This is a genomic window from Marinagarivorans sp., from assembly GCF_982758155.1.
Map to the genome: position 1 here is coordinate 19,164 of NZ_CEXWTU010000006.1, position 24,070 is coordinate 43,233.

The 24,070-nt window shown below is 45.5% G+C and carries 12 protein-coding genes; 7 read left to right on the forward strand and 5 right to left on the reverse strand.

All coding sequences use genetic code 11. The annotated features are described in order from the left end of the window. The first annotated feature begins 49 nt into the window (after window positions 1-49). The gene (locus tag AC3A8L_RS01620; protein ID WP_487960468.1) at window positions 50-412 is read left to right on the forward strand and encodes a hypothetical protein; all 363 of its coding nucleotides are present in this window, start codon (window positions 50-52) and stop codon (window positions 410-412) included. 346 nt (window positions 413-758) lie between these two features. Then, window positions 759-2,168, forward strand: coding sequence for a glycoside hydrolase family 11 protein (locus AC3A8L_RS01625; RefSeq protein WP_487960469.1), 1,410 nt, complete (start codon window positions 759-761; stop codon window positions 2,166-2,168). Window positions 2,169-2,393: 225 nt separating this feature from the next. On the opposite strand, the gene AC3A8L_RS01630 is transcribed toward AC3A8L_RS01625, so the two are convergent. Together AC3A8L_RS01630 and AC3A8L_RS01635 are read right to left on the reverse strand one after the other, a co-directional pair. Further along, window positions 2,394-3,104, reverse strand: a complete 711-nt coding sequence (locus AC3A8L_RS01630; protein ID WP_487960470.1) for a response regulator — start codon at window positions 3,102-3,104, stop codon at window positions 2,394-2,396. After that, a complete protein-coding gene (locus AC3A8L_RS01635; RefSeq protein WP_487960471.1) occupies window positions 3,101-6,439 on the reverse strand; it encodes a two-component regulator propeller domain-containing protein in 3,339 nt (1,112 codons plus the stop codon). The genes AC3A8L_RS01630 and AC3A8L_RS01635 overlap by 4 nt, the downstream gene beginning before the upstream one ends. 612 nt (window positions 6,440-7,051) lie before the next feature. Between AC3A8L_RS01635 and AC3A8L_RS01640 the strand changes: the two genes are divergently transcribed. Both AC3A8L_RS01640 and AC3A8L_RS01645 read left to right on the forward strand, forming a co-directional pair. Beyond that, the gene (locus tag AC3A8L_RS01640) at window positions 7,052-10,291 is read left to right on the forward strand and encodes a carbohydrate-binding protein (RefSeq protein WP_487960472.1); all 3,240 of its coding nucleotides are present in this window, start codon (window positions 7,052-7,054) and stop codon (window positions 10,289-10,291) included. Window positions 10,292-10,301: 10 nt separating this feature from the next. Further along, entirely contained in the window at window positions 10,302-11,579 is a 1,278-nt protein-coding gene (locus tag AC3A8L_RS01645; protein WP_487960473.1) for a DUF1501 domain-containing protein, read from the forward strand. A 147-nt stretch (window positions 11,580-11,726) separates the two neighbouring features. On the opposite strand, the gene AC3A8L_RS01650 is transcribed toward AC3A8L_RS01645, so the two are convergent. After that, entirely contained in the window at window positions 11,727-13,010 is a 1,284-nt protein-coding gene (locus AC3A8L_RS01650) for a GGDEF domain-containing protein (RefSeq protein WP_487960474.1), read from the reverse strand. 396 nt (window positions 13,011-13,406) lie between these two features. Here AC3A8L_RS01650 and AC3A8L_RS01655 point away from each other — a divergent pair, with 396 nt between their 5' ends. The 3 genes from AC3A8L_RS01655 (at window position 13,407) to AC3A8L_RS01665 (ending at window position 19,302) form a co-directional block, all read left to right on the forward strand. Beyond that, on the forward strand, window positions 13,407-16,007 hold the full coding sequence (locus tag AC3A8L_RS01655; RefSeq protein WP_487960475.1) for a DUF1592 domain-containing protein: 2,601 nt from the start codon (window positions 13,407-13,409) through the stop codon (window positions 16,005-16,007). A 19-nt stretch (window positions 16,008-16,026) separates the two neighbouring features. Next, window positions 16,027-17,307 carry a DUF1552 domain-containing protein gene (locus AC3A8L_RS01660; RefSeq protein WP_487960476.1) on the forward strand — a complete coding sequence of 427 codons (1,281 nt, stop codon included), beginning with the start codon at window positions 16,027-16,029 and terminating at the stop codon, window positions 17,305-17,307. A gap of 381 nt (window positions 17,308-17,688) precedes the next feature. Beyond that, window positions 17,689-19,302: a discoidin domain-containing protein gene (locus tag AC3A8L_RS01665; protein ID WP_487960477.1), complete on the forward strand. Its 1,614-nt coding sequence runs from the start codon at window positions 17,689-17,691 to the stop codon at window positions 19,300-19,302. 186 nt (window positions 19,303-19,488) lie between these two features. Here the strand turns inward: AC3A8L_RS01665 and AC3A8L_RS01670 are convergent, their stop codons facing one another. Continuing rightward, entirely contained in the window at window positions 19,489-22,617 is a 3,129-nt protein-coding gene (locus tag AC3A8L_RS01670) for a ligand-binding sensor domain-containing protein (RefSeq protein WP_487960478.1), read from the reverse strand. A 367-nt stretch (window positions 22,618-22,984) separates the two neighbouring features. After that, window positions 22,985-23,815 carry a sulfite exporter TauE/SafE family protein gene (locus AC3A8L_RS01675; protein WP_487960479.1) on the reverse strand — a complete coding sequence of 277 codons (831 nt, stop codon included), beginning with the start codon at window positions 23,813-23,815 and terminating at the stop codon, window positions 22,985-22,987. Window positions 23,816-24,070: the final 255 nt, after the last annotated feature.

The window sequence follows — 24,070 nt, forward strand, 5'->3', positions numbered from 1 at the left end:
GCGATGCTATCAGGGTTGGTTGGTGGCATTAACATAACAAGGGATCATCATGAAAAACACGGATATCTGCATAGAACTTTCATTACAAAAAGTTTTTGATAAAAACAATACCGTTAAAATTCTCGAAGCTCTGAACGATAATCTAGCGCTTACAAGGCAAGCTATAGACTTTAGTACGAATGATGATGAAGGACTGGTTGATGAGGACACCGTAGTGTTTACTGCAATTCACTACGATAAAGCAAGGGTGTTTGCGTCTTGGTCTTTCGAGTGGTCTATTTACTCGGCCTGCCAAGATCATTATTACGAAGCTAGCTCTCAGGGTTCAACTGAACTATGGATAAACGATAACGAATTGCGCTTAAAACCTTTTCAATATCCAGAAAAACCATCCACCGCAGACGAACTTTAAGGCTCACATTTTTTAAAGTCGCTGAAAATTAGCTTAACAACCCAATTTCTATTGCTGGCGCCCACCCAGCAAGTTTTCTCGAACTAATCCACACTTCTAATTTACCCCTCTGACTACCGGTTAATAAAACACCGGCTGGGCGTCACATAAATATCAGGTGTTAAAAATGTATGAGACTTATGTCTCACGGTCTTTTAAGTGAGTCAATGGTCGGATTGACGAGTGATATTGTTAATCATTCACGCTGCAAACTGCTAGGTAACAACGGTTTGAAGTCAACATTATTCAGTTATCCATTTATTCAACTATTCATTTATTCACCTATCTATTCGTCAGGGTACATACCATGCAAAAACCATTGCTCCCTTTTGTTCTTCCAGCTAAAGCCAGTATTGCTATCGCTGCAGTCGCGTTGTTGGCGGGCTGTGTGGCTGACACTGGCTCTACATCTTCCGTTTCAAGTATTGCAGTGGTGTCTAGCAGCGAGGCAAGTTCGGTAGTGATGCCTTCAAGTTCAAGTGTGGCTTTATCGTCTTCATCTTTGCCATTGGCCAGCTCATCCAGTGTTGCAGCGGTCATTGATTTACCACTTGTAGTGGCGATTAATGCGGGAGGTGCTGCAATTACTTTTGACGGGGTTCAATTTAACGCCGATAAATATGCCCTTGGTGGTACAACTAACAGTACGCAAGATGCCGTAAGCGGTGGGGATATTTATAAAACTGAGCGCTATGGGGCGCTTAGTTATGAGATTCCCGTTACAGCCAGTGGGCGCTATACCGTAGAATTACATTTTGCAGAAACTTATCTAAACAGTGCTGGCTCGCGTAGCTTTAGTGTGGAGCTTGAAGGTAATACCGTTATTAGTAATCTGGACCTTTATTCTGAAGTAGGGCACGACAATGGCTATACCGAAACCTTTGCTGACGTTGCTGTTAACGATGGTAGTTTAACGATTGCTTTAATTGCAGGCGTCGAGAATCCCACTATTGCAGGCTTTGCTGTTTACTCCGCTGATGGTGCGCTGGATACGACTTTTGTTCCAGAGGTCTCAACCGACTTAAGTAAATTTTCGGCCTATACCCAAAAATACACATCAGAAACTGTTATTACCTCCAATCACGCTACCGGCCATATCGGTGACTTTTTCTTTACACATTGGAAAGATGGCGGCTCGACATCGTTAACCATGGATACTAATGGTGACTTTAACGTGGCATGGCAGGGCGGTGGTTACAATTATGTAGGCGGACCAGGCTGGCATTACGGCGATGAAGATCGCGTTATCGGTTACCGTTTTGATAATGACAGCGGCGCAAGTTACATTACGTTATACGGTTGGGGTTATGATAAAGACATGCCTAAGTCTGACCCTGCGCATCTTGTAGAGTATTACATTCTGCAGCGCTGGACCTTTGATCCAAGCCAAAGCGGTACCTACGGTAAAACCTTCGTGAGTAATGGTATTGAATACACGACTTACCGGTCAACACGCAGGCAACAACCCTCCATTAATAATACGTCTACGTTTTACCAATACTGGAGCAAGCCGGCTCAGCAACAGGCGCTCGGCGTTGATCATAAAATCATATTCGCAGATCACGTGAAAGCCTGGGCCGATACTGGTTGGGCACTACCGGACATGAATAACCTGGATGCGAGTGATGATCCTACTTACCAGGTTATGGCGGTTGAAGTATTTAACCCCGGTAACAATGGCGTTGGGTCTGGACAAGTTTGGGATGCAACACCTTGAGAGTACCTGTTGAATAAAAAAGGGGCGCTATTTTAGCGCCCCTTTTTTGTTAAAAGATTTGTATCTATTCAGGTGGGCTCGAAACCATGCTCACTTAAAAGGCGAATTGATTGTTTCTGGGCATTCAAGCGTCAGGAACGCTTGCATAGCGCCCATGGATGGCTTGAGCGGCCCAGAAAATGATCAGTTTGCCGGCCTATTCGTGCATGGCTGAATAGTTACGAATTATTTTGCTTCCTCCGCCGGCGCCATCTCCATTTTATAACCCACCCCATAAACCGATTGAATTATCTCTAGGTGCGGTGTAATAATTTTCATTTTCTTACGTAGATTTTTGACATGGCTGTCAATCGTTCTTTCGTTTACGACTCTATGCCCAGGGTAAACGTGATCGAGTAGTTCATCGCGGCTGAATATTCGCCCCATTTGATCATGCAGGGTTGTGAGTAATTTAAATTCGACCGGTGTCACATCTAAATCGATAGCGTGGTATGTCGCCTTTAAAGTTTTATCGTTTAAAATTAAAGCGTTACGTGTTACGACTAAAGGCGGAACATCACTGGGCGGAAGCCGATTTAATATAGCTTTTACGCGATACACTAATTCGCGTGGACTAAACGGTTTGCAAATATAATCATCCGCACCTAAGTCAAAACCTTCCAGGCGGTCGTTTTCTTCGACTTTAGCCGTGACCATTATGATAGGGACGCTGGATTCTAGCCGAATGCGTTTGCAAATATTAAAGCCATCGACGCCTGGCAGGAGTATATCCAACAAAACCAATGCTGGCTGCCGCTCATTAAAAACGGCTAGCGCTTGATGACCATCACTAATCCAATGAGTGGCTATATCACTCGCGTTCAAATAATCAATCATCAAACCCGCTATTTTGGGTTCATCTTCAATAATTAAAACTTCCCGCCCTTTCGAATTCACTGTGTGGTACCTCTGTAATGCGGAAACACTAAATCGATTTTTATGCCGCCCAATGGGGATTCTTTTGCAGTAATTGTGGCGCCATGAATAATGGCGATATTTTTGCAGATGGACAATCCTAATCCAGAACCGCCATGCTCCCGGTTGCGGGAGGTGTCTACGGTGTAAAAACGCTTAAAAATCTCAGGCAATATCGCATTGTTTACACCAGGGGATGAGTCTGAAAATTCAACGATCACATGCATATTATTTTTAGACGCTTTAATGCAGAGCATTCCAGCATCATCGGTGTATCGAAAGCTATTTTCTAACAGGTTTAAAAATAATTGATGTAAGCGCTGGCTGTCGCCATTGACCCATAGATCTTTACCAGTAATATCTAGATCAAGCTTGATCGATTTCTGCTCAAATTTGATATGCATTTGCGATACAGCAAAGGCTAGTACTTCACTGAGATCCACTTTTTTCATCTTGCACTGCATTACACCAGAGTCTGATAATGCCAAATCGTATAGATCATTTACAATCTTTTTAATGATGGTGACTTCACCCCGAATGGATTCAATTGTAGCCATGGTAAGAGGGCGGATTCCGTCGTGTACGGCTTCAACTTCGCCCGTTAGTATTGAGAGCGGTGTACGAAGTTCGTGTGAAATGTCGGCCATGAAATCGCGGCGCAATGTTTCGCGCACAGCATTAAGGCGAATAATTTCGGTATTTAATAGTTTTTCTTTGCGGTATTTTAAGCGCTGTAGGCGTAAGTGAAATGCAAACTGCAACAACAATACACCTAAAGCGAGATACCCTAAGTAAGCCCACCATGTTAGCCATGGGGCGGGGGTTATTATAATCTGCATACTGTCTTGCTGGTCGCTCCAATTACCGTGTTTGTCCTGCGCTTTCACGCGGAAAACATACTTCCCAGCGGGGATGTTGGTATAAGTGGCCGAGTGGTTTTTACCGATATAGTTCCAAGCTTTATCATACCCCTCTAATGTATAGGCGTATTGATTCCAGCGGGATAGGGGGTAGCTTAAGCCAGCAAAACTAAATGTAAAGGCGTCGTCCTTGTGACCTAAAGTGATCGATTCTGTCTGGATTATATTATGCTGTAATCCTGGGTGATCCCCCGTAGTAATTGTCTTATTGAATAGTTTTAAGCCTGTAATGTGAACGGGAAAGTGCTGCATCTTTGTTTTTAATTGCTTCACCTTAAATACGCTGAGCCCTTTTGCTGATCCGGCGTACAGAGTGCCGTCGTCGTCAATAAAGCTCGCAGTGCGGTTAAAATTACTGCCTGCTAAGCCGTGGGCCTTGTTAAATATTTTAAGTTTATGAGTCTCGTGCTCTATTCGCACTAACCCATTAAGGGTAAACAACCAAATATCACCATCAGGGGACTGTTGTATTTGGCTGACGCTATTGGAAGGCAATCCATTTTTTCTACTTATGTGCTGAAATTGTTCATTTTTTGAGTTGTGCAGAAAGACGCCTTGATCCTCGGTTCCGACCCAAATGCCACCCGATTTATCTTCAAATAAACTGCGTATGCGAAAACTGGAGATCATTGTTTGATTTAAAACCTTTTCCGCTGATAGCGGCCTAATTTCAGCGCTGGGCGTCTGCCGAAATAGGCCGCCTATAGTTCCAATCCAAAGATTTTCTTTTGAGTCGCGCAATAGACTGTACTGATGAGTCTCGTTAAAAGCGTAACTTCCGTCTGTTAACTGTATGCGGTTAAATTTGTTAAGCACGAAATCATATTCTAGGATCCCCTGAAAACCTTCTGTTGCAAAAAGCACCCGATCAGGCTCCGGGAGTATTTGCCAAAACCGTATGGCATCCACGGTCTCGCCGGCCTTTTCTGCATGTTTGTAATGACTCACCACTTTTGCCTTAAGGTCTACGCGAAATAGGCTACTACCCCAGGAACTCAGCCATAGGTGACCGTTACGGTCTTGATTGATGTTGGTAATGGGAACCGGCGGCACTGACCACTCCTGACTTCCATCAGAGAAGTTGTCAAAACGTTTTTTTTCCTGATCAAAACGATTTAGCCCTTTTTCCGTAGCCACCCAAACAGTTTGATTAGCGTCCTTAAATATACTCAAAATTCCGCTATCATTTAAGCTGTGCTTGTCATCATCGTTTGCGTAGAATTGGTACACGTCGGCACCATTTCGGTTAATTAAATCAACGCCTTCAGGGTAGAGGCTCACCCAAAGGTTTTTAGCGCTATCTTCATATACCGTTAAGGGCTTATTACTAGAAATACTATTTCGATTATTGGCATCGTGTTTATAAGAGAAGAAACTATCTGTGTCATAATCATAGCCTAAAAGCCCTCCACCATCAGACGTGAGCCATAGCTGGCCAGCTGAGTCAACTTTTAAAAACCAAATATATGGACTTCCTAGTTGATAGCTATCGTCGCTATCAAGGTAGTGTTTAAATGTCTTCCTATCGCGCAGGAGCTTACTAACACCTCCTTGATGCATGCCGAACCACAGGTCGCCATGTTTATCAATTACCACTGCACGAACATCGTTACTAGGCAGTAGGTTGGGTTGCTCAGGTGTATTCATGAAGTGTGTAAACGTTTCCGTCGACGGTGAAAAATGGATTAACCCCGATGCTAGACTGCCAATCCAAACACTATCGGCCGACTCAAAAAAAAAGCTTCTAAATTCATTATGCCTATTATGATACTGCGGTTTAAGTGGCGAGCTAATATGTTTTATGTCTGTGCGCGAAGCGTTAATTATCGCCAGCTCACTGCTGAAACCAATATATATTTCATTGTTGGGGCTAACGCTAACGGTGCCCGCGCTTCTAGACAGCGTTTGTCCTGATGGTAAGCTAAATGGTCGAAAACTGTCAGTATCCTTATGATAGAAGCATACCCCTTTTTCTGTGGCTAACCACAAGCCTCCGTCGTGATCAACGGCCATGCCCGTGGTAAAACTCGAGCAAATACTCATTGGGTCTAGTGTGTATGGATAAAGCTGGGCGCCGTCGTAACGATAGAGATTATCTCCGGCGAACCACATCATACCGTCATGATCCTGAATAATTAGTGGTAGGTGATTATGTGGGCTGGCGCCGTCAGCAAAGGCCTCAAATACATGCTCAAATTTCAACTGCGGCACATGTGGAGTTTCATCGCTCAGATTTCCAAGCGTATCCGCCTGCAATAACAATGGCAAAAAGACTATGGGAATCAAGCATCCATTTATGTGGGGTTGGTGCGATTTGGCACGGGTAGTTATATCCCGAAAGACAATATTAAAAAAGACTAATGTGAATCGCATGCCCAATTTACAGATGGCTATCATTAAGTACTCTTATAACAATCATAATGGCTATTCGCTCCAGTTATCACCCTAATAAGAGGTCGTCTAAAAGGTGATTTATTTGTAAAAGTCAGGACCGATATATGCTTCTACGTTTTCTGAAAACTTCCCTCTTACGTAAAGTACCGCTCGGAAACCGATTTAGTTCAGGTGAGTCAGATCTGGAGCCTATTATTAGGCGTTGCAGTCGCGCAATGTCGATGAGCAAAAAACAATGGCGCCCCCACCAAGGGAGGAACGCATTTGCAAAGATACCCTATCGCCCCCCTTCAGTTATAAGCGGTATTGTTATCGCATCCTATTTTTAATTATATTCGCCTTTTACTTATTGGCTAGACAAGTTTTCCCTCTGCATTAAATAAGTATTGTGTGACACATGTATCATATTTTAATTTTCACCTATTGCCTCCACATTCTCTGCACATTCTGCATTTAGCTTAGCAGTAACTAGACGCTTTCTTCATCTGGACTAAGAGCATTGCAGGAAAACGACGTCTAATAATATTGAGAGCGCAGATATTGGATCATTTTTCAACGCCCTCCTTGAAACCCGCAGCTAATTTTAATAATAGTAAAATCTGTAGAGGATTATATATGGTGATTTTTAGGCCTTTAAATACAAGCCATCTTAGATATTTAGTTTCAAAGCTCCCCGTACCAATTGTGGCGGCTTTAGCTTTAACTTTGGCGGGATGTAACGGTGGTATCGATAGCGGACAGACTAGTTCCTCGAGCGTATCATCAATCTCGATGCAGAGTTCTTCGTCAATCTCGATGCAGAGTTCTTCGTCAATCTCGATGCAGAGTTCTTCGTCAAGTTTAAGTCGCGCTGAAGTAATTATCGTCGAATCAGAGAATTATGATCGCTTTTCTGACGTATCTTTAGAAAATGAAGGAGGGTGCGGCGGTGATGTCGAGGTTGACATGGTAGCCGTTACTCCTGGTTCGCCAGGGCGGTGCGATATAGGCTATACGAATGCCGGTGAGTGGCTGGAATATGATGTGAATATTCCTGAAAGCGGAAACTACCGCCTATTTCTAGCACTAGCATCTGCTAACGCAAACCGTATTGCTAATTTGAGCTTAGATGCAACGCCTTGGGCGACGCTCACTGTTCCTATGGACGGCTGGAGTATCTACAGCGACATTCCCGTAGAAATGTTTTTAGGGCAGGGCATTCATACCATTCGAATTACATTTACGACAGGGGAAACAAATTTTGATGCGCTTCGCTTTGAGCTTACAGATGATGCGGCGTCTAGTTGGGTTGATTGCGCCAAAGAAAAGCAAGTGTGTGACTTTTCTGGGACAAAGCGCGTAAGGTACGGTGTGGGGGATAGTTGGGCCGAGGGCGTTTATACCAGCACTGTAATGTGCGGTAATGCAACGTTTGGTGACCCTATCTCCGGCAAAGGTAAGGTATGTCAAGTGGCTGATATCGCCTGGGTAGATTGTGCCATAGAGAATGCCGTATGCGATTTCCCTGGCACTAAAATTGTACGCTACGGGGTAGAGCCAAACTGGAGCGAAGCAACATTTACTGACTCTGTGGTTTGTAAAAATAGTGTTTTTACGGACCCTGCTCCAACGATTAAAAAAGTATGCCAAGTCACTAACGCTACAAGCACAAACTTCTTGCCAAATATTAATGCTATTCCAAGCCAGCCTAATACTGGTGGGGCCGAACTCCACAGTCAGGTTATCCAGAAAATCTGTGTCTTATGCCACAGTGACACTAGCTTGGCAAAAAATTCGAATCTGATATTCATTCAAGGCGATAACTCACTGGCACAAAGCACGAACCTTGCCTCGTTAGATATCTACGCGCTCAACGAAACCCCATTAAAAGTGCTTAACAAAGTAAAAGGTCTAGATATGCATGGTGGCGGGGAGCAGCTCGTAAGTACGCAACCTGAGTATATGCTGCTATTGGATTATTTAGAGGTGCTAACCGGCGAGAATTTACAAAACACCACGCCACTAACTGACGTAGTTAAGGAATCACCCGAGAGTAGTTTTCGTCGAGCAAGTTTACTGCTAACGGGTAAGGTGCCATCAAGAGTTGAGCTTGATAATTTACAAAACGCAACCGACTCAACCTTACGCAGCGCTTATCTAAAACTGATGAACGGGCAAGAGTTCAAAGAATTCATTAAGCGAAGTGCCAACGATAAACTTTTGGTGCGCAGTGAATTAATTAACCGTACATTGTTCCAGGCTATGCGTGACTATTACAAAGTATACGATGACAAGATTGTGTTGAAGCGAGACGCCACTGGCAGAATTATTGATTGGGACGAGGCCTATGGTTACCGTGTTGATAATGAAGTTGCTGAAGCACCGCTGGAGTTGTTTTCTTATGTCATTCAAAATAATAAGCCATATACCGAAGTGCTCACGGCAAATTACACCATGGTCAGCAAAGAGTTGGCCACTGTCTTTAAAACCGGCCTTTCACCGGCCGCTGGGACTTTTGTACCAGCTGTTAACCGAGGGCAATCCGTCACTTGGGCCGGCGCCTATGAAAACGCCAATCCCGCGCGTGATTGGTCAAAGGCTGTTGAGTTAAGCGCTATGCCCCATGCTGGTGTATTAACTGATCAAGCGTTTTTAATTCAATATCCAACCACTGCAACTAACCGCAATCGGGCCCGCTCTAGATGGACCTATATGCACTTTTTGGGTGTAGATATTGAAAATTCAACGGCGCGCACAATCGATTCATCTGCACTCGCGGACAAAGATAATCCAACCCTGAAGAATCCTGCATGTACCGTGTGCCATGAGCGAATGGACCCAGTTGCGGGCGCATTCCAGAGCTACAGTGATCGTGGCTATTACCGCGCTGGGCCTGGGGGGCTAAACTCACTAGATTATGACTATAGGAAGACTTCAGATTATACAAAAGGGGATGTTTGGTATTCCACTATGCTTAAGCCGGGTTTTGACGGTAAGGTTTTTGACCCCGCTAAGGATTCTATGCAAGAGCTAGCCAAGAGTATGGTTGCAGACAAGCGCTTTGCTGAAGGCACTATTAAATTTTGGTGGCCGGCAATTTTTGGTGAGCATTTTATTGAAGACCTGGATGAGAACGATCAGGTTAAGTATGACGCTAAAACGGCTACGTTAAAAACCCTGTCGGAAAGGTTTAGAGCGAGCAATTATAATTTCAAGTCACTTCTGGCTGATATTTTCATGAGTGATTGGTTTCGCGGCATGGAAGAAAATCCTAGCGCGCCGAGCAATTCTGAGGTGGGGTTCTATACCGGTGGGAAGCGCTTATTAACACCGGAGGAGCTGTACAATAAAACACTGTCAATAAGCGGCGTAAAAGATTCGACACTACTCGATGAGCTAATGTTATCTTTTGGCGGCATGGATTCTGTCGGTACCCCCACGCGTCAGCGAGACATTAACCACATGATGCTGCGTGTTGCAGAGAGGCATGCACTTGTAAATAGCTGCACGATTGTTGCGTCAGAGTTTAATAAACCAAGAGATCAACGCTTGTTATTTACTCAAATAGAGCGCGATACAGTTTTAAGTGATGGCATTATCGCGCAACAAGTTGTTGTTTTAATTGAGCGCACACAAGGTATTGTTGCAAGCTCAAGTTCACCGTTTGTAACACAGTACGTAGATTTGTTTAAGAAGCTAGTGACGCAAAAAGCCGCACGTGGCGAAAAGTTCCTAGATGAAAAAAATACCACCTGTAATTATAACTCGAACGGTAAATCACGAGCGCAGTGGGCTTCAGATAATAACCATAGTTTAGGTGCATGGCGCGGTATGTTAGTCGCGTTGATGGCAAACTATAACTACCTTTACGAATAGGACTGTAATCATGAATCGACGACGTTTTATCAAAGTGGCGGGATTAAGTGGAGCGGCATCATTATTACCTGCGACTTCAATGCAGTTATGGGGTGCGCCGCAATCAAATTACAATGGTTTATACTTTTTACACCTATTTGCCGATGGCGCATGGGACCCAACGAGTTTTTGTGACCCTAAAGATGACCCAGTGATGAATACGTGGGCAACGTCCGGAAATGTGCTTTCAGCGGGGAACATAAATTATGCGCCAATTGCGGATAACGATAATTTTTTCAAAGCACATCATAAAAAAACATTAGTTATTAATGGCATAAATGCACGCACGAATGCTCACTCTGCTGGTCGTTTATATCACTACACTGGGTCACAAAAAAGTACGGCACCAGGTCTAGCTGCAATGCATGCCTATGAGCATGGGCAAGGGCTTGCTATGCCCATCATGACCAATTCGACGATCTTAACCGCTGGAATCGTGGCTCCGACCTTAATTAATAAAGGTACGTTCAGTTTAGTGGACACTAATTTGTCTGTCGCGACTAATGCTTCTTCACCTGATTTTTTACCTCAGGAAGATCTAATTAGCGTTAAACTATTGCGAGAAATGCAAGCTGAGTCGTTAAAGCTTAGTCAATATCAGTTGCCGAAGCAGCAGCGTCAAATCGATGACTATTATGCAGCCGTAATGGCCGATACCACGGGGTTTTCTCAATTAAGTGACGTGCATACAAGCCTGCAAGACACGGACTCATCTTTGACTGAGGAAGAAAAAGCCGTGAAGTTCGCGGTGTCAGGTTTTCGCAGTGGACTTGGAGTTTCGGCTAGTATTGCGCTTGGAAAGTTTGACTCGCACACAAATCATGACTCAATTGCCAGTCGGCAGTTTCGACTTTTTACCGATATCATTACATCTGCTTGGTATTACGCGGAGCAGGCAGGTATTGCTGATCGCTTAGTAGTATATGTGAGCAGTGATTTTGGTCGACAGCCTTACTACAATGCGCAGGGCGGTAAAGATCATTGGCCTATTGGCAGTAGTTTGTTGATGAAAATGGGGGAGGCTTGGTCTAATCGTGTGGTGGGAGCTACTACCGCAGGGCATGCACAGCAAAAAATAAATCCAACAACGCTTAAAGTCGATAATGCTAATGGCGTAGATATAGAGCCAAAGCATGTGCATGAGACGCTACGTGGTATGTTGGGATTAAGCGGAACAGCAATTGCAGACCGCTTTCGACTTGATACGAATGAACATTTCGATTTATTAAACCCCAACTTAAATACCTAGCCTTGGAAAGCCTAATGGGCGTACACGGAATAAGTTGCTGGAATTTGGGGTTGTGAGTGCTTGCTTGCAGAGTCTGGCTATTTGAATCGCGCCTAGTAGCTAGCCGCCCTTTATTGGAAAAAAGGCTCAGCTAGCATGGGAGGACTGCTAGCTGAGCCTTTCATTAATATGATGAGGGATTGGGCAAAGGATTGCTCGATTACGTCCCTTGTTCTTGGCGAGATACAGGGCTTGATCTGCGCGCTTAAATGCGCTATCAATTTCCTCCCCCTCTAATATCTGCGTTACACCAATACTGGTGGTAATCGCTAATGCGATTGAGTTGTTAATATCCTTTGGGGCCGTATCAATAGGTTTATCTGAAATCACGCAGCGCAATTTTTCCGCCATAATCATCGCCCCGTCCTGAGTGTTGTGGTGCGCCACGATAACAAACTCTTCTCCCCCCCACCGGGCGATTAAGTCTGTATTTCGCAAGTTATTTACCAACTTTATGGCAAAGTCCTTAAGTATAACGTCGCCGACATCGTGACCATAGCCGTCATTGACTTGTTTAAAGTGGTCTATATCTAAGACATATAAATACGCTTGTTGTTTGTCAAAGGTCGTTGTTCTGGAAAGCGCTTTGTACAACCCCGCACGATTGTATACGCCGGTTAAAGTGTCTTTGCTTGATGTGGTTTCAAGAGTTTTAAAATCGGACTCTAAGGTTCGCAGGTTATCTTCCATTTCTGATAGGTGGAGCGCGTATCGTCGCTTCTCTCTCCACAAGCTCCAGACTCTGAAAGCCCCCTCAAGCAATGCAAAAGTCAACCACAGTATCAAAATACTAAAATACAAGTCCTCTTTATGAACCCACAGGCCCACTGCAAATAGTTGATTTATTGTATAGACTGACTCGGTCTTGCTTGCATCCCCGTTAGTACTTAGACCAATTTCCACAACATTATCGATACCGCGGTGTATTTGTGACCGTTGTATATAATTTTGATAAAGCCACCAATCGGCCAAAATGAAAGAATTTAGCGGCACTGTGATTGTTTGACCAAGCTCACCTTTATCTAAAAATGTATATATGTATTGTTGCTTCGGAACGCTGCTAAAGTCGTGCAGCTGCTCATCGGCATTGCGATAAAAAAGAATTAATGTTTTATCGTCACCCTTATAATTTACATTAATAACAATATCACTATATCCCGTTAAATTAATGCCCGCTGGGAGATACTGTCCATCGTGAAACTTAATGGAAATACCGCAGTAGTTGTCGCTTTTGGGGCCATCAATAAAACAACGGTAGTTGTAACCTGCTCGGTCAAGCCATTCGACTTTTGAACTCCCCCCCTTACTCGCATCACTATAGACGTCAACCTGTATGCGATCTTCCGTCAACAGGTTAAGCCGTTTAAGTGGAACAAAGGGGTACCCAAGCAAAGCAACTCCTGTAAGAAGGAATAACAGTACGCGCAATTTTGTAATAAAGGCATAAGGCATAAGGCATTAGGTGTATACGTATCAATAGTTAGCTTACTCATAAGTGTAGTCAAAGATTGAGCAACGACTAAGGCATGAACTGTCGTCAATTATTGTATGAGTAGATGGGGCTTTAGTGTCTGCTCTAAGCAATTTTCTTTTCAAGGCAAGCATTCAACGGTATGTGTGAGCGGCGTCTGTGCGCAGGCTCACAAATTGGGCATGCCTCGTTATTTCTCCACAATGTGTACACATTTGATGATTAACCTCTGTCACTAGTGGAATTTATTCCAATCGAAGGCGCGTTTTGTCTGTAAAACGCGCAATTAACAATAAATACACGTTGAGGGTTTCAACATGGTGAATGGTTTCTCACGCTTTTCTCATACAGCCAGACAGTTGGCGGTGGGCTATGCGGCTTTTGTACTGGTGGGCTGTGTTGCGCAGCCGACCGATGTGGATAGCAGCTCTGCCGATACTGCCGTTTCCAGCGTCTCATCCACTGTTACGCCGAGCTCTGGCGCCGCAGTTAGCAGCCAAGCTATGCAGCCGAGTGAAACATCAAGCTGTGAACAGCCGATCAACCTCGCTGCAGGGCTTACGGCTGTAGGCTCCAGTGTGGATGTTAATGTACCTGAGGCTACCCCGAGCCTTGCCTTTGATGGTGACGCGACGACGCGCTGGTCCAGTGACTATACCGATAATGAGTGGTTATCTGTTGATCTGGGCAGCGAAGCCGTTATTTGTGGATTTGCCTTAAGCTGGGAAGATGCTTTTGGGCGTGCCTATAATCTGGAAACGTCAATGAACGGTAGCCAATGGCAAACCGTAGCGTCGATGACGAACAGTGACGGCGGCGAAGATGAAGTCTCGCTTGCAGCTCCGGTATCGGCCCGTCACATTCGCCTTGTCGGTATTGAACGCGGGACCGAATGGGGTTATTCGCTGTGGGAACTTAAAGTGATGGGCGCACACGATGGCCCACCCGTAGCGAATATTACGCTGCCCGGTAATGCCATCGCTGGTGAAGCTTTAGCCTTTAGTGGCAGCACCAGCATTGACCCCGGCGGTAATATTACTCAATACGCTTGGCGTTTTGGTGACGGTGCAACAGCACAAGGCGCCGAGGCTACGCACAATTACAGCATGGCTGGCAATTATTCAGTGACGCTTACGGTTACCGATAATGACGGCAATGTTACAAGCCAAGTTGTGTCAATTTCTGTGCGTGAAAACGTCATGGGTGGCAAGACATTCTATGACGCCCAATGTGCAGCTTGCCATGGTGATAACGGTGAGGGCAGCAATTTTGGTACGCCACTAAGCGCGGCCAAATGGCAGGGTAAGGTTGATGATTTAGCCCAAACAATTGACCTCACAATGCCCAAAGGTAATATCCAAAAATGCCAAGGTATTTGTGCCACCAGTGTTGCGGCCTACATCATGACATTTGCGCCGGCAACCGCCATGGATTGCGATAATAAAGAAGCGCCATTACCCCGTACCTTGCGCCTTCTGACTAACCGCGAATATCAAAACTCCATTAATGATTTATTTGCAGTGCCCGCATTAACAACAATTACTGCCAGCTTCCCTGGTGGCGTTCGTATTCATGGTTACGACAACAACGCCTTTGCCGAAAGCGTGAGTGAAGCGCGCATTGGTGTTTACTGGGATGCCGCAAACACGATTGCTAACGCAGTTATTGAAAACCGGTTTGATGCCATCGTGGGCTGCGATCAGCTCAATACTAACTGCGCCAGTACGTTTGTTGCAGATATGGGCCGCAAAGTATTCCGCCGTCCATTAAGTAATGAAGAGCAGGGCGCTTATGTTGATATTTTCTTAAGTGGCGGCAATGCGCGCGAGGGTGCTGTTAAAGTCATTAAGGGTTTTTTGATTTCGTCTAACTTCCTTTACCGACCCGAACAAGGTGTTGCTAATGGCGACCATTTCACATTAACCCCCTGGGAAACGGCTACCTTATTGGCTTATACCTTTTCGGGGACTACACCGGATAATACTTTATTAAATGCGGCACAAAATAATCAATTGCAAACACGCGCCCAACTGACTACGCAGGTGCAACGTTTGCTAAGTTCGCCCAAGGCGAATGCTGCCATTGTGGATTTTTCGCGGCAGTGGTTAATGTTATTTGATTTTAAAGATGTCACTAAAGATACGCGTGTTTACTCAGGCTTTACCCCAGCGGTAAAAGCCGGCATGGAAGAGGAATTCCAACAGTTTGTTCAGAGTGTGTTCTTGGGTGAAACAACGCAATTCCGTGATTTGTATGTTAGCGATTACACCTTTGCGAATAGCGCCTTAGCCGATTACTACGGTTTGAACGGTGCATCGAACAATACCGCACGCATTGCCACCAACGGTGAGCGCGGCGGCATTTTAAAACTCGGCGCACTGCTTGCGCGACAAGGTAAAGCCAACGATACATCACCCGTACTGCGCGGCGTATTTTTACGTAAACACTTGTTGTGCCAGCCGATGCCTTTACCGGATGCAACGCTGGAAATTAGCATTCCCATGCCGGTTCCTGGTGTTAGCCCACGCGAGCGTTTCTCTCAACATTCGGCCGATCCAACTTGCGCGGCTTGCCACCAATATATTGATGATGTTGGTTTCGGATTCGATACCTTTGATGGTGCCGGTAAAGCCGTAGCCAACCCCGATGATGTGGGTATTCTTACTGGCCTTAATTCACTCACAGCGCCAGATGTACACCCCTTTAAGGGCGTGCATGAATTGTCGGGCATATTATCCGAGGCCAATAGTGCAGCGGCTTGCATGATCGAAAACTTTCAAATTTATGCCACCGGGCAAGAGCATCAAGATGCTTGCACCGTGCAAACCACTACCGAGCGTTGGCAGAATGGTGGTTACAGTTTCGAACAGCTTTGGTCGGAAATTGTTTCGGCTAATACCTTTTTAATTCGCGAATAGTCGGCCAGGAGATAACACTATGAAAAGACGTGATTTAGTAAAATTGACTTCAGCCGCCTTCGCAGGCGTGCAATTACCTTTGCATTTAACCTTGGCTCGGTCTGCAATGGCGCAAACCTCAGGCACGCGACCTAAACGTGTGATGTTTGTTTTTACGCCACACGGCGGTGGTCCCTCGTGGGACCAACCCAACCTGTGGCACCCAGATAACCAATTGTCACTCAATGAATTTTCGCGCCCGATGGAAAGCGTTAAAAACAGAATGTTGTTTATTGATGGCATGTCTATGTACGGTAACCCGCACAATCTTGGTGATGGCCACAAGCAAGGTAACCGCAAGGCATTAACCGCGAATGGCAACGATTCTCTCGATATTGTGATTGGCGATCATTACCGTAACGATACGCCTTTTGGCTCGGTGCAAATGGGCGTAATGCCTAACCGTTTCGACAACCACGACACACCTTCGTATCGCAATGGTCAGCAAGTGCCTTTTTGGGATAATGCCAAGGCATTGTATAACCAGCTATTTTCGGCGGGCGGAGGCAGCACGTCCGGCGGCAACCCGGACGCCGATGTTTTATCGAATGCTACTGCAGAACTTGCGCGCCTACAGCGGCAGTTAGGTCAGCTTGAGCGCGAGCGTTTAGAGCAACATGCCGATGCGCTTGCACAGTTAGAGCAGCGATTAAATGCAATTCCAAGTCAGGATTGCAAAACCCCTTCGGTTAATTTTAATGGCGTTCCCGACAACAATCCCAATGCTGAAAACAGCATTAATGAAATATCCCGTGCAATGCAACAAATTGCTGCGCAGGCAATTTCGTGTGATTTAACGCGGAGTATTAACTTTCTTTTTGGCCACGAAGCTAACGGTATTCGCCTACCAGGTTTTAGCGCATACGATCACGATGCTTCGCATAACGACCTTAATGGCGAGTGGAAGCGCTATCGTATTTACTGGGCCGAGCAGCTTAGAGATTTAATCAACACGCTAGCGAGTACTGCCGACGGGGCGGATTCTGTATTGGATAACACCCTGTTAATGCATTACAGCGAAATTGGACATTCGAACAGTCACGATTTTAACCGCGTGCCTTTTTTCTTAGCGGGTGGTGATGCCTTCGGATTAAAAACCGGTAAAAAAATCACCTACAACTACAACGGTAACTACGACCCGAATGGCGAGCCACATTCACATTTACTCGCCACCATCGGTAGGCGAATGGGTTTGAATATGACAAGTTTCGGTGACGGTAATCGTACGCTAAATAACGAGGGTGATTATTTTACGGGGTAGGGCAAACACCGCCTCCTTAACGCCACCGTATTGCTATGCGGTGGTTTTTTCTCATACATTAGGGACGTCGCAATAATAGTTTATCCCTGGTAACTATTCAGCCATGCTCAAATAGACCGGCAAGCTGATCATTTTCTGGGCCGCTCAAGCCATCGGCAACTGCTCCTGCGTTGCTCTAATAAGTGACATCCATGTCACGATCCTTGGGCGCTATGCAAGCGCTCCTGACGCTTGAATTCCCAGAAAATAATCAACTCGCCTTTTTGTGAGCATTATTTCGAACCCACCTGAATAGTTACTATCCATGGGTGAAATATTTTTTCCTCGTCGCTTAATTGAAGTATTGCTTTGCATTGGGAAGCGATACGGCTCTGAGGTTTTATGAAGCGAATAATAATTCCAAGTTGTCTTCTCTCGGCATTAACGGCCTGCACAGGCCAAGAAATAACGACAAGCTCAAGCATTAATTCAGTCAGTACGGTTAATAGCAGCAGTTCATTAACCACGATTTCTTCGGCATTCTCATCAGTAGCATCTTCAGTTTTTGCTAGCAGCGTAAACGCGCAATCGAGCGCTCCGATGGTGGTCAATCTTTGCGATGGTATCAGCGATAATATTGCAATGAATAGACCGGCAATAGCCTCGTCGTTAGACCCTAATGTAGACGGTGTAACAGCGAATGACGCTTTTGATGGCGATCTTACAACGCGTTGGTCCAGTAATTACGAGGATAACCAATGGGTACAAGTCGATTTAGGTGCGCCAGCTTTATTGTGTGCAATAGACCTTCAGTGGGAAGCCGCTTACGCCAGTGCCTATGAAATACTCACCTCTAATGACGGCGAGCAATGGCAAAGCGTATTAAACAATTCGGAGAATAATGGCGGCCTAAATCAAGCACAATTTCCGCTCAACACCCTCGCTAGATACGTCCGTATTCAAGGCCAAGAACGCGCTACCGAATGGGGAATTTCCTTGTGGGAAGTTAATGTTGCTGGGGATTACCAAGGCTTGCCTGTTGCTGCGTGGTCTTATGGAGACAGCAACAGTACGCTGGCTGGTCCGCACCTATTAACCGAAGGCGACAGCGCACAACTTAATGCCGACGCCAGTTTTGATAATGGCGGCATGATTACAGCCTACAGCTGGACCGAGCTAAATGGCGAATGGTCCGCTAATGGACAGCAGGTTAATTTCCCTGGCAATACTATTGGTGATCATCAAATACGCCTGACAATAACGGATAACGACGGCAATAAAGCCATGGCAGATGGCACTATTACCGTTAAGGCTGCCAGCACCATGGGCAACCCCATTTGCCAAAGCGCTTACATTTGTGAAGGTTTTGAAAACGGTTTTGGCAGTGGGCGTAAAGTAGGGGGCCGAGGTAGTATTGATACTAGCCAAGGCGCCAATGGTTCTGGTGCGGCTTTTCATTACAATACTGATCAAAATGGCGGCAATGCTTGGGTAGAATTTGCCAATACGGCATTTAATAGCACACCCGAGGTTTGGGTCAGTTATTACCAAAAAGTCACCAAAACCCCAGTGCCAACAAACTGGTACGGTTTGATTAGTTCTGCCGCATCAGAATTTCCAGCATTTCGTATAGGCACACAAAAATACGCTGAAAATTTAGGCGCCAACGGTGTTTTAGGTAATTGGTCTTGCTGGAATGGCCATCCGTGCCCAGCGGGTTTTCCTGCCGGTTACGATCAGTCAATCGATCCACCGGGTGGCCGGCGCACGCTACCGAATAATGAATGGGTGTGCATTGAAATTCAGTTGAAAAAAGGCCCCGTTGTTTCAGTTTATTTAACCCCAAGCCTACGTGATGATATTCCTGATGGCGGCGCATATTTCCGCGATTCTGCCGCACCGGGTCAATTTCCTGTAGAGGTTGTGAAACTGGGCTACAACCCACAAAGCGACAGCCTTGAAGGTTGGATTGATGATGTAATTATTGCCCCAGAACGCCCAGGCTGCGCACGCTAAAACGTTTGAACTCAACTCAAATCTAAATACACCTAAGGGTGTATTTAGATTGTTTTAAAAACTGCTTACTGTGGCTAACTTAATAGCTATTATATTCAATTATAGAATGTCGCATACTAAACAGTATTGGACATAGTGATAGCTGTATTGCCCTGTCTTTGAGTGGCCAGTTATGAATGGCGCGATCTAAGTACTGACAACTACGCAATTGCGGCCGTCCTTCTTGGCTTGGTAAAGTGCTATATCGGCACGCTTGAAGAGTTCATCGAAGGTTTCATCTGGATTAGCATTCGCTATTCCAACACTAACTGTGATACTTAGTGTCTCCTCGTTCTGTTCAAATAGATGCCGGCCAATTACTTCGCGTAATTCATTACCTTGCGAGCGGGCTATATCTGTAGGCACATTATCGCAGACCAATAAAAATTCCTCGCCGCCCCAGCGGGCAAGGTTATCTCGGTTGCGTACGGCGCGACCAATAACTTCAGAAAAGGTTTGTAAAATGCGATCACCAGTATCGTGGCCAAGGCTATCGTTAATGCGCTTAAAATGATCAATATCAAATAACATAATGCAAATCGGAAAGCGCTGATTATCCTTGCTGTTTTTAAAACGTAGCGCCATTGCCTGCTGTAGGCCCGTACGGTTTAGTAGCCCCGTTAAAGAGTCCGTAGTGGATAATATCTGGTACTCCTCAGACTTCGTGCGCAAATTCACATACCGTTTGCGCATATACAGCGCAGCAAATACCAACAATCCATAGCCCAGATAAGCCCATCCAGTTCTCCAAGGTGGCGGTGTGATGGTGATATCAATGGTCGCGTCTTTAACACTAGCAACACCCGCATTGGTCTTTGCGCGTACCCTAAAGGTATAAATACCCGGGTCCAAGTTAGTGTAGGTTGCACTGCGGCGGGTTCCTACATCATTCCAATCGCGATCAAATCCATCAAGTTTGTACCAATAGCGATTCTGATGGGAGGCATTAAAATTAAGGGCGGCAAAATCAAAAGCAAACATCGAGTCCTCGTAACTGAGGGTAAGATCACTTGTATGTTCAATGGCGTAAACTAGAGGAGAAGCCAACCCCCCTACTTTCACTTCTTGATTAAGAATACGTAATTGCGTGACAACAACTTTTGGTGGGGCTTGATCGCGATCAACATTCTCCGGCAAGAACACGGTAAGCCCTTCCGAACTGCCTATATACAATTCACCACTTTCTGCAAGCAATGAAGAGTTGCGATTGATATTACTCCCCGCAAGTCCATCAGATTTTCGTAACACCTTAATGGCAAAACTGGTGGCGTCAATTCGAGCTAGTCCAGCGGGCGTGCCCGCCCAAATAGACCCTTCTCGATCCTCAACCAAGGTGGATATATGCCTTGAAGGCAGACCTTCCTTAAGGCTAAACGTGTGGAAAATATCAGTATTTGGGTCGAGTACACTAATCCCGCCTTCGGCAGTTCCAGCCCAAATACGCCCTACCTTATCTTCTAAAATCGAGATAACATTATCGTTACCGAGCGAGTCGGGATTATCCGGCTCGTGCCGGTAATTGATAAAGGTTTGTGTGTCTTTATTGAAGCGCCCAAGTCCATCGTGAGTCCCAACCCACAGGTTACCTTTGCGATCAGGTAAAATGCGCCATACGTGATCATACGGCAGCGAGTTAACGTCTTCTGGGTTATTATGAAAATGACGAAAACTGTCGCTTTTACGAAGATACTGGCTCATGCCGCCTTGATGAATGGCCCCTATCCATAAGTCATTGTCGTTATCGAGAGTGACGTTCCATATGTGGACGCCAATGAGGCTGTCTTCTTTTCCTGGCTCTGGATAATAATTCTTAAATTTACCTGTTTTCTTGTCAAAATGGTGTAAGCCGCCAGACCAACTGCCAACCCATAAAGTACCGTCAGCGTCCTCGGCGAGCCCAATAATAGCTCCAAAGCGGAGTTTATCCGGGTCTTTAGGGTTTGGGGCGTAACGCGTAAATTGATCAGTTTTTGGATTATAGGCGTTAAGGCCATTTTCAGTGCCAATCCAGATAATGCCGTCACGATCCTGAAGCAAGGAAAGTACACCGTTATGGTCGAGGCTATTGGGATTGTCTGGTTGATGCGTTAAAGTTCGAAACCGAGCTTTTGCGGCATCATAAAAATTGATGCCTGTGGGCACTACGCCTATCCATAAATTACCGTCACGATCTCCGTAAATACGACGTAGTTGATCGGAAATAAGGGTTGTTCGGTCGTATACATGATGCCGCAAGTGCAAAAAATCATCTGTTTCTTCTTGATACAATGCTAAACCACCGTGATCTGTGGCAACCCAAAGGTTGCCATGAGAATCTACGTGGACATCACTAATAATATCACTGCCAATAGAGCGAGGATTGTCGTGATTGTGGCGGTAAGTACGAAATTTCCGGCCATCCTCCAGCAATCGTGCTAAACCATAACCGCGGGTGGCAACCCAAATGCGGCCCTTGTTGTCTTCGACGATACGAACAATATTGTTGTGCATAAGTGAATCGGGATCATCTGGATCATTAAGCCAATGCTGAAAGGTTTTTGTGACAGGATCGAAACGGCTAATGCCATTGCCTGCTGTGCCAATCCAGACTTGATCATTAGCGCCCACAAATAAACTGGCGACACGTTTATCGCCGATACCACGAGGTTGATTTTTATCGTAGGTGAAGTGACGTGCATGAGTGCGCTCGGCGTTAAATACTGTAAAGCCCGCATCCGTTCCGATATAAAGGTTGTTACGACTATCTACCGCAAGCGCCGCAACAAAATTTGATAACAGTGTCAGACCTAATACGCTAGACGTTCCAATAGTTGTAAAGTCGTCAGTTTCACTATTATAACGGCTAAGACCCGCGCTAGTGGCAAGCCACAACACTCCATCGCGGTCTACCTGCATATCGGTTACCCAAGTACTGGCCAAGCCACGTGGGTCTTTTGCATCGGCGGTGTAAAATTTAAAGTCATGGGCATCGTAACGGGCAAGTCCAGATTCGCCACCAAACCAAAGAAAACCCGCGTCATCCTGCACAATGGAAAATACGACACCAATCCCCCCCTTCTCCTCTTCCGCGCCCGTTAACAGGCGTTGAAAACGCATATTATCCAGCATTTTTTGGTTATTAACCTCAGATGCCGCCAAAACGTTTTTGCCGCTCACACTCAAATCAACGACCAATGCACCTATAAAGGCACTGATAAACCATTTGTAAATAGGGCGATATTGGTTAGAGCCAAGCCAAAGCAAGAACACTAATATCACGATCAAAGGTGCTGACATAGGCAATTTTTCAAGAGGTATACAGACTTGTGCAAGCTCTTTCAATAGCTCCTCAAAGTTAAAAGCGTGAAAACATCCAAGAACGAGGGCATTTCATGCATTGAGGTCGACACTAAAGGTTTGAACCACTTTAAAGAGCATAGCTCAACCTTAGGTGGTCCGCCGAGCACTTCAATTCTGTATTTTCGCGAGCTGATAGGTCTACGGCCGTCGCGTTGAAGGGTTCGCTTTAGGGGCGAGGCAATAAAAGCTTGTCCAATTAGACGAGGGCGCCTGCTTTCTCAATAAGGCGCTCGAAGGGGCGCATGCCGGGCCCTGCAGCGATATTTAGTGGATATGGAGGAAGCCCCCTCTTATGGTTTATAGCCTACAGCAAGATTTGCACTAACATACGCAGGCCAGTGATAAGTAATACAACAGCAAAGATCTTTTTAAGCTTTATCGAATCTAAAGTTCCAGCCAGGAATGCCCCCATCGGAGCAAATAGTATGGTAAGTGGCACAATACACACGAAACCAACAATGTTGATTAACCCCAGTGTACCAACTGGAGCGTCAGCTGGTGTATTGCCCACTAACAACATTATCATTGCGCCCGGCAAGGAAATGATTAAGCCTATTGCTGCTGCGGTGCCAACAGCCTTATGGGCTGAGTAGTTGTACAGGGTTAGTAAAGGAACAGAAATAGTGCCTCCACCAATACCGACCATCGAGCTAAAAAAACCAACGGATGTGCCCATTGTTGCTTGTCCTGCTTTACCGGGTAATTGTTCGTAAAACGCGGGCTTCCCTGCTCTCAACAGCATATTCAGTGCAGATGAAGTGGCAATCACACCAAACAATACCGTAAGCCAGTTACCGTCGACACGTGTCACCAACCAACTACCAGTCAGTACACCCAAAAGAATGAATGTGGCCCAGCGTTTTAAAAGGTCAAAATCTACATTCCCTTTTTGCATGTGCGAACGAATTGAGCTAATAGATGTGGGCACTATTGTGGCCAGTGATGTTGCTGTTGCTACCGCCATTGCAGTTTCTGGTGAAGCGCCAAATTTTTGAAATAAGAAAAACAGCACTGGCACAATGACGATGCCACCGCCTACACCTAATAAGCCAGCAAGAATACCCGCGAATGCCCCAGTCGCGACCAAAGCAAAAAAGGTAGCTATATTATTTGTTATAAATTCTATGATGATCATTAATAACCACTTCAATTGTAACGTCCAGCGTCATTAGGGACGAGGGAGCCTGTTTTCTCAGCAAGGCACTCAAATAGGCGCATGCCGGGGCCTATATGGATATAGGTCATTAGGGTAACGCATCGGGGCAGGAGCCCCTTATTAGACATTGCAGGAGCATAATGTCGTGGAGCAGTTACCGAGGCATGTAACGCTTTGAACAACGCCGTTGAGGAGACAGGCAACAAGTATTATTGGATAAAGTATTTTTTCCTC

Coding starts and splice junctions, on each gene's coding strand:
- AC3A8L_RS01640 (WP_487960472.1), top strand. CDS start 7,052: ATGGTGATTTTTAGGCCTTTAAATACAAGCCATCTTAGATATTTAGTT.
- AC3A8L_RS01635 (WP_487960471.1), bottom strand. CDS start 6,439: ATGATAGCCATCTGTAAATTGGGCATGCGATTCACATTAGTCTTTTTT.
- AC3A8L_RS01660 (WP_487960476.1), top strand. CDS start 16,027: ATGAAAAGACGTGATTTAGTAAAATTGACTTCAGCCGCCTTCGCAGGC.
- AC3A8L_RS01645 (WP_487960473.1), top strand. CDS start 10,302: ATGAATCGACGACGTTTTATCAAAGTGGCGGGATTAAGTGGAGCGGCA.
- AC3A8L_RS01625 (WP_487960469.1), top strand. CDS start 759: ATGCAAAAACCATTGCTCCCTTTTGTTCTTCCAGCTAAAGCCAGTATT.
- AC3A8L_RS01620 (WP_487960468.1), top strand. CDS start 50: ATGAAAAACACGGATATCTGCATAGAACTTTCATTACAAAAAGTTTTT.
- AC3A8L_RS01665 (WP_487960477.1), top strand. CDS start 17,689: ATGAAGCGAATAATAATTCCAAGTTGTCTTCTCTCGGCATTAACGGCC.
- AC3A8L_RS01670 (WP_487960478.1), bottom strand. CDS start 22,617: ATGTCAGCACCTTTGATCGTGATATTAGTGTTCTTGCTTTGGCTTGGC.
- AC3A8L_RS01655 (WP_487960475.1), top strand. CDS start 13,407: ATGGTGAATGGTTTCTCACGCTTTTCTCATACAGCCAGACAGTTGGCG.
- AC3A8L_RS01675 (WP_487960479.1), bottom strand. CDS start 23,815: ATGATCATCATAGAATTTATAACAAATAATATAGCTACCTTTTTTGCT.